The sequence below is a fragment of the Streptococcus sp. 2018110 genome (genome assembly GCF_019754115.1).
Lineage (GTDB): Bacteria > Bacillota > Bacilli > Lactobacillales > Streptococcaceae > Streptococcus > Streptococcus hashimotonensis.
The window spans coordinates 38691-49580 of record NZ_JAIJZO010000017.1 but is presented as its reverse complement, the minus strand read 5'-3'; the positions used below and the strand labels follow the sequence as shown (position 1 = coordinate 49580).

The 10890-nt window shown below is 40.3% G+C and carries 7 protein-coding genes and 1 tRNA gene; all 8 read right to left on the bottom strand.

Features of this window, described 5'->3' with window-relative positions:
• Positions 1-615: 615 nt before the first annotated feature.
• On the bottom strand, positions 616-804 hold the full coding sequence (gene rpmB, locus K5Q34_RS09530; RefSeq protein ID WP_001140948.1) for a 50S ribosomal protein L28: 189 nt from the start codon (positions 802-804) through the stop codon (positions 616-618).
• Positions 805-1196: 392 nt separating this feature from the next.
• A complete protein-coding gene (locus K5Q34_RS09525) occupies positions 1197-2078 on the bottom strand; it encodes a class II fructose-bisphosphate aldolase (RefSeq protein WP_004195761.1) in 882 nt (293 codons plus the stop codon).
• Positions 2079-2312: 234 nt separating this feature from the next.
• Positions 2313-2398 (bottom strand) — tRNA-Leu (locus tag K5Q34_RS09520).
• A 281-nt stretch (positions 2399-2679) separates the two neighbouring features.
• Complete coding sequence (locus K5Q34_RS09515) at positions 2680-4284, bottom strand: CTP synthase (protein ID WP_136671017.1); 1605 nt, start codon at positions 4282-4284, stop codon at positions 2680-2682.
• A gap of 192 nt (positions 4285-4476) precedes the next feature.
• Positions 4477-5058, bottom strand: coding sequence for a DNA-directed RNA polymerase subunit delta (rpoE, locus tag K5Q34_RS09510; RefSeq protein ID WP_014637475.1), 582 nt, complete (start codon positions 5056-5058; stop codon positions 4477-4479).
• A gap of 126 nt (positions 5059-5184) precedes the next feature.
• Positions 5185-8340, bottom strand: coding sequence for a pneumococcal-type histidine triad protein (locus tag K5Q34_RS09505; protein WP_221864901.1), 3156 nt, complete (start codon positions 8338-8340; stop codon positions 5185-5187).
• A 33-nt stretch (positions 8341-8373) separates the two neighbouring features.
• Positions 8374-9294 carry a metal ABC transporter solute-binding protein, Zn/Mn family gene (locus tag K5Q34_RS09500; RefSeq protein WP_014637473.1) on the bottom strand — a complete coding sequence of 307 codons (921 nt, stop codon included), beginning with the start codon at positions 9292-9294 and terminating at the stop codon, positions 8374-8376.
• A gap of 109 nt (positions 9295-9403) precedes the next feature.
• Positions 9404-10801 carry a glycosyltransferase gene (locus K5Q34_RS09495; RefSeq protein WP_253214114.1) on the bottom strand — a complete coding sequence of 466 codons (1398 nt, stop codon included), beginning with the start codon at positions 10799-10801 and terminating at the stop codon, positions 9404-9406.
• Positions 10802-10890 lie beyond the last annotated feature (89 nt).

Here is a 10890-nt window from a genome sequence, read left to right as displayed (position 1 = left end):
GTTTGGTTCGTCTTCTTTAATTTTCAAAGGTCTTGTTCGTTATCGCGCTCTCGCGACAACTATCTTAGTTTATCATTTCTTAGAAACTTTGTCAACACTTTTTTGAAACTTTTTTTCGTTTCGCTGTCGACCAGTTCCTCAAGAGACAACTCAGTTATTCTATCATCTTCTACTGAACTTGTCAACACTTTTTCGAAACTTTTTTTCATTCCGCTACTGACTAGCCCCTCAAGAGACAACTCAATTATTCTATCACGACTTATACACATTGTCAACCGGTTTTTTGATATTTTTTTGGATTTTTTAAACACTCTCTATTCTTCCAGTTCGTGATTCCCTTCTTATAGTATCCGTACGGACATGCTCTCTCGTACAATCCCTAATATCAATCCAAGTTTAAATGTTCGATCTTGGAAAAATCTCCCACATCAATACACAGTTTATTTTTGACAACGTTCCTTCTTTATTAACTTTTCAACAACAATGTGAAGGGCTATATAGTTGATATTCTTTCCTGTTTATTATGTAGTGACCGAATTTGCTCCTCATCGACTTTATATCTAGGCTATTTTTTCCAAAAACAAAAGTCGCTAGATTTTTCTAACGACTTTGTCATTATACGCGTTCAACTTTGCCTGATTTTAATGCACGTGCTGAAGCCCAAACTTTTTTAGGTTTACCATCAATCAAAACAGTTACTTTTTGAAGGTTTGGTTTAACTGCGCGTTTAGTTTGGTTCATAGCGTGTGAACGGTTGTTACCTGATACAGTCTTACGACCAGTGAAATAACATACTTTAGCCATTGTATCTTCCTCCTCATTTGATCAAATATATCGGATGTGCTAGCACCACATACCATACTATTCTAACAGAAAAGATTGGACTTGGCAAGAATTATTTTCACTTTCTTTTTTTAAAGTATCTATACTCATAGGTAAATATTTTAATACTACAGTTTGCGCCCCATCCATAATTCTTTGTTCTCTAAGCTATTACAGTCATGAAAACTTTGGAGCGGTTTATATTTTAATTGTTCTCTGCTCACTTCTATCGTAGATTTCTTCATAGCGAAGAACTAGATCAAACTTAATCAACTATTATAATAAAAAGGATTCTCGAAAGAAAATCCTTTTTGGTTTAATCTAAGAAACTTATGCTTTGTTTGCTTGAAATCTGAGATTTCTTCGCAGTTATATTAAGCTTTGTTCGCTGAACCGAATACGTCGATACGCTCTTCAACAGATGCTTGGATAGCTTTCACGCCGTCTGCCAAGAATTTACGTGGGTCAAAGAGTTTTTTCTTATCGTATTCTGCTTCGTTTGCTTCATAAGCCGCTGCAAACTTACGAGTTGCGTTTGCAAATGCGATTTGGCACTCAGTGTTTACGTTAACTTTAGCAACACCCAATTTGATTGCTTCTTGGATTTGTGCATCTGGAATACCTGAACCACCGTGCAATACGATTGGGAAACCTGGTACAGCTTCAGTCAATTTACGCAAGTGGTCAAGGTCAAGACCTTCCCAGTTTGCTGGGTATGGACCGTGGATGTTACCGATACCTGCTGCCAAGAAGTCAATACCAGTTGCAACCATTGCGACTGCGTCTTCAATTGGAGCCAATTCACCAGTACCTACGATACCATCTTCTTCACCACCGATAGTACCAACTTCAGCTTCAACTGAGATACCTTTAGCGTGTGCCAATTCTACAACTTCTTTTGCTTTTGCAAGGTTTTCTTCTACTGGAAGGTGTGAACCGTCAAACATGATAGAAGTGTAACCAACTTCGATACACTCAAGTGCATCTTCGTAGTGACCGTGGTCAAGGTGAATAGCAACTGGAACTGTGATGTTCATTGACTCGATCAAGTTAGCGATCAAGTTGCGAGCTACTTTGTAACCACCCATGTACTTAGCTGCACCCATAGAAGTTTGGATAAGAACTGGAGCTTGTTTTGCTTCTGCTGCACGCAAGATAGCTTGAGTCCACTCAAGGTTGTTTGTGTTAAATCCACCAACTGCATAACCGTTGTCACGCGCTGCTTGGACAAATTTTTCTGCTGAAACTAATGGCATTTCGATAGCCTCCTAATATTTTTTGAGGTTGCACCTCATACTCTTCTATTCTACCATTTTTATTTTGAAAATGCTAGTTGAAACCGTCTAGTTTTGAGAAAACTTTCACATATCTTTTCATGAAAGCCATAATAATGCCTGTTTCGTATCATTCTTGTAATTTATGAACTAGCATATATCGTGCTCTGCACTTATCTAGACAAAGCAAAAGGACTAGCCTTAGCTAGTCCACTATGCGGAGAGTGGGACTTGAACCCACACGACCTAAAGCGGTCACAGGATCCTTAGTCCTGCGCGTCTGCCAATTCCGCCATCCCCGCTTAACACAAGAACTAGTATATCATTAGGAACTATCCTTGTCAACACTTTTTTTGAATTTTATTTTTTTATTTTTACTTTTTTTGCCAAAACGTATTGATTTAGCCGATTCTTTTGCAATACTCTACTATTGTATAATGCTTAAAACCATCTAGACAATGATGCCATATGGGGGTGATATTTCGCATTTTCTTCTATAAATACTGACATCTTTTTCGTTTCGTTATATAAAAAAATATAAAAGAAGATTGAATAATCCAATCTTCTTCTATAATGGTTATACTTATTTTTCATTCTCTATAGCTGCTGAAACAAAGGCTGTATACAAACCTTCAGGGCGATTAGGACGAGATTGTAGTTCTGGATGATATTGGCAGGCAACGAAGAATTTATTTTCCGGAATTTCAACAATTTCTACCAAACGGTTGTCTGGTGACACGCCTGAGAAAACAAAACCTGCTTTTTCAAATTGTTCACGGAATTCATTGTTAAACTCATAACGATGACGATGGCGACGTTGTACAACTTCTTGATTATCATAAGCAGCTGCAGCCTTGGAGCCACGTTTGAGCTTGCTTGGATAAAGACCTAAACGAAGAGTTCCTCCTAGATCTTCCACTCCAATTTGATCACGCATGATGTCAATAATTGGATATTTGGTTTCTGGGTCTAATTCAAAGCTGTTAGCACCTTCTAAACCGAGAACGTGACGAGCAAATTCTACACAGGTCAGCTGCATTCCCAAGCAGACCCCTAGCATTGGCACGTCATTCTCACGAGCATAACGAATGGCTTGTATTTTCCCTTCTGTACCACGTTGTCCAAAGCCGCCAGGAACGATAATTCCTTGTGCTTGTCCTAGACGTTCAGCTACGTTTTCTGCTGTCAAATCATTTGCATTGACCCAATCCAATTCGATAGCAGCATCATTTGCATATCCTGAGTGTTTTAGAGCTTCAACTACAGAAATATAGGCATCTTGTAATTCTACATACTTACCAACTAAAGCGATTTTTACTTTTTTCTGGAGATTAAGAACCTTGTTTACCATAGCTGTCCACTCTGTCATATCTGCTGGAGGTACGTCGAGCTTCAAGTGATCGCAAACAATTTGATCCATGTTCTGCGCTTGCATATTTAATGGGATTTGGTAAAGATGTTCGACATCCAAGGACTCAATAACTGCTTCTGGAGCAACATCACAGAATTGTGCCAGTTTATTTTTAATTCCTTGTCCAGCAGGCTGCTCTGTCCGAATTACCAACATGTTTGGCTGAATACCTAGACCACGCAACTCTTTTACAGAATGTTGTGTTGGTTTAGTTTTCATTTCGCCTGCTGCTTTGAGATAAGGCAAGAGTGTTGTATGGATATACATAACATTGTCTGAACCGACATCTGCCTTCATCTGACGAAGCGCTTCAAGGAATGGCAAGCTTTCAATATCACCTACTGTACCACCCACTTCCGTGATGATGACATCTGCATCTGTAGTACGAGCTGCACGCTTGATTTTGTCTTTCAAAGCATCTGTAATGTGTGGAATAACTTGAACTGTCGCCCCTAAGTATTCCCCTTTACGCTCTTTACGGAGGACTTCGCTATAAATTTTACCTGTTGTAACATTTGAATATTTGTTCAGGTTAATGTCGATGAAACGCTCATAGTGCCCAAGGTCCAAGTCGGTTTCTGCACCGTCATCCGTCACAAAAACTTCACCGTGTTGATACGGACTCATTGTTCCCGGGTCAATGTTGATGTATGGATCAAATTTTTGGATTGTTACCTTGAGACCTCGGTTCTTCAATAAACGACCTAGACTGGCTGCTACAATCCCTTTGCCGATAGAGGAAACAACACCACCTGTTACAAAAATATACTTTGTCATGCAAACTCCTTTTCTACGATTCAGGCTAATAGGAAGCGATTTGTGGGGATACTTCCTGTTAACTTGAAGAAAAAACAAAAATAGCTCCCTATCGCTAGGGAGCTCCGACCTCAAAAGAGGTGCCCGATAATATCTTATCGTAATTTGGTAGTCTTGTCAAATTATTTTTAAGAACCTATGGGGATATAATTCTTATTCGTCGACGACCTCTTCATCTGAATACTCGTCGTCATCTTCACCTAAATCAACATCCTCTTCATCCAATTCGTCATCTGGGATAATTTCGTTGATTTCTGAATCATAGGACTCAACTTCATCTTTTTCGTCATCTGGATTTTCATCATCGTATTCTGATGATGCACTACCCGGATAGTTGTCCTCATCTTCTGGATCGTCATGTCCGTAGTCAATCGCATCCTCATCACCGTCCATGAAGGCATTGACACGTTTCTTCTTGCGTTTTGGTGCATCTTCATCATCTTCTTCAAGAGTGATCACTTCTTCGTCAATCTCATCGATTGCGTACCAAGAACGTAAGCCCCATTTGTTTTCGCCAAGTGGAATGAAGCTTCCATCCACATTCAAATCAGAATAGAAGGTTGGGAGGGCTGCGCGAATCTCGCTGTTTGATTTTTCAAGGTAGTTTTGAATTTCATTGACCAAGTCGTTGAAATACATTTCGTTGTCACGTCCACGTTCTTCCAAAATAGCACGTGCTACTTCAATCATGGAAAGTTCGCTTTTTTCTTGTCCTGCAAATACGTTAAGTTCCAAGGCTGTTCTCCTTTTTTGTCTTTCCTTTCTATTTTACGCTAAAAAAGGCAAATAGTCAAAGATAATCTTTATCGTTTTTCTGTAAAAAAATACCTGCAGAGCTCAGCGCTACAGGTATTTTGTTTACTATACTTGTTCTTCTAAACTTGGAAGGGAAACGGTCCGTTTGACCCCATCCTTATCTACAAGTCGAACAATTTTGCTTGTTGCATCATATTCGAAAGCTTCAAAAGAAACTTTGTAACGGTCTGAGAGTGTGACCAGACTTTGTTCAAAGGTTTTGAAGTCCATGCCAAACTCTTCTGCTCTTCGTTTTAATTCTTCTGTAAACTCGTCAATTTCCTCAGTTTCTTCAGAAATAATTTCTTCATCACTTTCTACCGTCTCTGTTTCTTCTGTTGATTCAGATGGTGTACTTGGTGTAAATACTCCCCAGCCATCGTCTGAAACAGGGCGTTCTTGTGGATTAGTCATGTAGTACTTAACCGTTGCTAGGAAATCTTCTAAACTATACCCTTCAGGACTTCTTGCACTACCTTGGTCAAACCATTTAAAGGATACATAGTGATAGTGATCTTGATGCGGAATCACTAGAGTCCCGTTGCGTACTTCGGTCGCATAGCCAGCATTGTAGGTCAGTGCTTCGAAAGGAACGACTTTCTTCGCTTCAACTCGGTTGTAAATTTCCTCTGCTGTTTCTTTGGCAACTTGTGGCTGTTCTGGCGTTGTTGTCTCGCCTGCACTTGTTCCTGTTTCAGTTGGTGCAGGTGTTGACGGTGAACTAGAATTAGATTTCTCACGTTGAGCTACCATAGCCTCTGCTGGGATCAGCTCGCTTAAGTAATTCAAATCACTCTTGTTAATCCGACGGTAACCATCTGTAATCACACGTGGGATGCGATAGTTATCCGTACCTATTTTCACTTTTGGATCTAATAGGTCTGCTGGGTCAAAAATATAGCCATCTTTTGTTGTATATTTTCCTGCTGCCTTAGCTTCTGCCAATTCTTCTGCCGAGTGAACAATTTGCCAATTTTTCAAACCTGCACGTTTCTCAATTGGTGTGACATTTTTCGCCAATTCTTCAGCGTCTCTTTTATCAAGAAGAGTTTGTACAGCTTCCAATTCTTCTTTAGATAAATCTTTCTTGGAAATTGAACGCAGAGAACCACCTGTCGCTCTTGGTAGACTGAATGCTTGACTAAAGACAAAACTTGCTGGCTCTAGTACATCTTCCGCCGAGAAGATATAGCCATCATTTGTTGCAAATTTCCCTTTTGCACGTGCATCCATGACTTCTTCTGCGGTGTGAATGATTTGCCAATTTTTCAAGCCTAAGCGGTTTGCTTTAGGTGTTGCATTTAGAATTGGGGGAACAAGATCCGTTGCTTCTCCATCACCATGTCCACTTGTAGTCCAAGCAGATGGACGAATTTCAGGATGTTGCATGATATAGCGGATCGTTGCAATTTGTTCCTTACTCAACCATGTGTAAGGTAGGACATGGATGTGATCAATGTGTGGAATAATAAAGGATTGTCCAGTATCATAGGTCGCATTCGCTCCCTTCATCGGAATCTGATCCATATCGACCAACATTGCTGGCGTAAGATCTCCTTCTGCAAGCGGTGCAATATCAAAGATATACTGCTTATCTTTTTCTGCCAAGGTCAACTCAGCAAAAGAGATTTTCATCAAATCTAGTTCGTCACGACCATACGTATACGTTTTTCCACCTACTTCCATTTCATAAACAACTTTTCCAGCAAACTTACGTTTAGCCGTTACTTGTTTGTATTCAAATGCAGGGCGGTTTTCTTCTTGAATTGGTTTTACAGGTTTTGAATCGTTCCCTTGACTTGGTGTTGTGGGTTTAGCATCGTTTCCTACTTGTTCAGATGTTTTCGGTGGCACTTGTTTGCCTGCCTTCTCATTAACCCACTCCTCTACTTGCTTGATTTCAAAATCTTCGAGTTCGCCAAAACCAACATAATGGAAATGATCTCCATGACTAGCTATCAACCCTTGATCATCAACTGAGGTAATAGAGGATTTGCTAAAGATGTATCCATCACTTGTAAAATATGCCTTACCATCTAACCCTTTTCCATAAGCAGGAATTTGACGTCCCATATAGGAAACTACTTTCCCTGTTGACTGCTTCGGTTGTGTTGGTAATACTGGTTGTGTAGGCGATACCGGTTGCGTTGTAACCGTGCCGATTGGTGTTACTGGACGATTTGGTTGTGTCGGTGTGTGTTGGGAGTGACTTGCTTGTGCACCAGAAGAAACACCTGCTCCATTTACACCAATCATTCGAGAAATCTTCTCTTCTAGAGGAGACATCTGGCTGTATGGGATAAAGTGGTAATGGTCGCCGTGTGGAACGATGACACCTGCTGCGGTTTTCTTCGTAATCGTTCTTGGGTCAAATACCAATCCATCTGCTTCTACATGGCGTTGAGATAGCGGCGTTGCATCCAATTGAGCCAATAAGCTAGCCAAATCCTGACCTTGCCCCGCACTAATTGTTGTCTGTTGTGCTCTATTGTTTCTATCGCCATATTGACTACCACTAGCCGAGCTCACACTTCCTTTTTGATTCCAGTAATCTTGTGCAGCCTTCAATTCGGCAGCTGATAAATCTTTTTTAGGAATAAAGTGGAAATGGTCGCCGTGTGGAACGATAAAACCATCTCCCGTGTCTTCAATAACATCTGTCGGATTAAAGACATAGCCATCGTCTGTTCTGTAGCGGCCGTCTTTACTATTTCCTGCTGCCTGATTCTTACTGTCAGCAGAAGAGATTCCTTTTTGCCGCTCCACTTCTTCTTTGCTACGAACATTTTTACGTTTGCTAGGGTCTTTTAAATAGAGATAGTATTTCCCATCGACTTTTATGACATAACCATCCTGGACTTCATTGATGATGTGACTGTCTTGTAAAACATAGCTCGGGTCCTTCATGACCAACTCTTCACTAAAAATCGCATCAAAAGGGACTTTACCATTATAGTAGTGGAAATGGTCCCCGTGTGATGTCACATAGCCTTGATCAGTAATTTTAACGACTATCTGCTCAGCGTCAATATTTTCCTTGGCAGAAACTTGATCAGGTGTTAATTGTTCAGCAACGGTAGTTTGTACACTTTGACTATCTTCAATATAGGACACACGATTTTTTTGCTCTTCCATCGCTTGGAAACGTCCAAGCTGATAGCTACAGAGACTCATCCCTAAAACAAGGGCGGCTACGGAGCCAACAACTGCTTTTTTCTTCATTTTTTCTCCTTTCGGTCGATAGAATTCGGCCTTTTATTTTAACTCTTGAGCTAATGTTTCTAAGACTTGCTCTAGATTTTCTAGATAGGTTAAATTATTTTCTGGATCTGCTTCAAGAGGATCCAACACTTTTAAGTCCACACCTGTCGAACTCGCCAATGCCTTGGCAAGCTTATCCGAGGCACCTTTTTCTGTAAAAATTGTTTGCACATTGTAGGTGTCAACAAATTCTTTAATTTCCGCCAATTGTCTAGGGCTTGGTTCCTCCTCTGAAACTCCTGCGATTCCCAACTGCTTCAACCCGAAGCGTTGCGCAGTGTAAGAGAAGGCTGTGTGTTGAGTGACAAATGTTTTTGATGTGGCTTTTGAAAAGATTGGGCTATACTTGTCTGCCAACTTTTGCGCCTTTTCCTCCAAGGTTGCGGCATTTTGACGATAATAATCTGCATTCTTAGGATCACTTTCTGCTAAAAGTTCACCGATCGCAACAGCTTCCTGACCAACCAAAACTGGATCCAGCCATGTGTGGGGGTCATATAAACTAGCTTCATCAATCCCTTGACCAGCTTCCATGTCTTCTAAGCCTGGAACCTTTGTCAGCGGTAAATTAGTCGAAGCCTCCAAAACCTTGACAGATGAACCTTGCAAATTAGGTTCCAAACGTCCTGCCCAGGATTCCAAAATTCGCGAATGATAGATAAAAACATCTGCATCGTATATGGCCTTTATGTCCGCAGCTGATGGTTCATAAGAGTGTATGCCCTGTCTTGAGCCAATCATTCGAACATCATTTTTGCTCCCAGACACTTCCTTAACCAGTGAATAAATTGGGTAAAATGAGGTGACTATTTTCATTCCTGGCTGCACTTGACTCGCTTCCTTCTGAGCCGAGCAAGCTGCTAAAACAAAACCGAATAAGGCAACAAAACAGCCCCTTATCACTTTCTTTAACATAACTACCTCCTTTGTTAACCAGTTAACTATATCACAAGAATATTAACCAGTCAAGTATTTTTTTAAAAAAAGATAAGACTTTCTTTTTATAAGCCAGTCTTACCCTTACTTAAACGAATTGTTTCACTCGTTTGATCTCTCCCCATTCACGCTTTCTCTTTTTATATCCAATAAAACTTGTCAGACGGACAATATTCAATACCCAATGCAAGAAAAAGTATCTGAACAATGTTGCCAGGAAGGCTTTACACAAATCCATAGGGCCAATAAATAAATCTTGCGAGTAGACGCGTTGCAAAAATGATGCAAAGGTGATTAGTGAGCAAAAAGCACTATAGAGGAAAAAGAGCGATATGAAAAATGAGATGTTTAGTTGATGATAGATCAATGAAAGTAGAATCACGAAACAACCGAAAGTCTCTATAAACGGAGCTAAAAATTCAAATAGCATATAGTAAGCATAGGAAAAATATCCCACCGCCCCAAAACGAACTCGTGATAACATTTTTCGGTATTTTTTTAGACATTGATAGAGCCCCAAGAACCAGCGACGGCGTTGTTTGCATAAATCACCGATAGAGCTCGGTGCTTGACTCCAACAAATGGCACTGGTTTCATAGCAGATTCGATAAGGAATATTGTTATTTCTACAGAAATAGTGCAATTTCATGACTAGCTCCATATCTTCTCCCAGTGTCTGCCTATCATAACCCCCAACTGCTATGACATACTCCTTGTAAAATAACCCAAAGGCACCTGATATGATGAGATTGGATTGCAAATAGTCCAATAAAATTCTACTCCCTAAAAAAGAACAGTCATATTCGATAGCTTGTAAACATGGGAGCACCGACCACGGCAACTGGTAATTGCTGACCTCTCCGTCAGTTATTCGTACCCCTTGTGAAACTTGGACGACTCCACCAACAGATATGACATTCTCCCATTTCTGCATGGGACGGACGAGGTTTTTCAGAGAGTTTCTTTGTAACATCGAATCTGCGTCGATACACAAAAAATATTCGTACTTGGCTGCGTTGATACCGAGGTTAAGAACATCTCCTTTGCCTCCATTTTCTTTTTCAATCAATGTCAGACAAACAGAACCAAACTCTTGTTCTGAGATTCTGTGATAAGGACGACAAGAAAGCTTGTAGTCAATTTTTCGTTGACTGTCCTTCATCTGAAAACACTCGCGAACCAGTTGTGCTGTTTGATCTTTAGAACCGTCATCTAATACAATGACTTCATAGACAGGATAGTCCAATTTCAATAAGGATTCTATGGTGGAAATAATGGTAACTTCCTCGTTGTAAGCTGGGACCAATATAGATATTGGTGGATAATTGCCCTCACATTCCTCTAGCTTCCTCCGTCGCTTTCTATAGCGCTCATGGAGATGAATACCTCCTGTCACTACAGAAAGCAACAAAAAGCTTGCGTACAACACCAAGTAAGTCAAAAATAAGAAGCGTGAAATTGTTAAAAAAATGCTTAACCAAGTCATCCATGTCCCCTTCTAATCAGCGCTTACGCTCGACCATTTGTGGTTTCTTATAAAAAAGTCTACGTTTGATAATATAAGCCATATTAAAG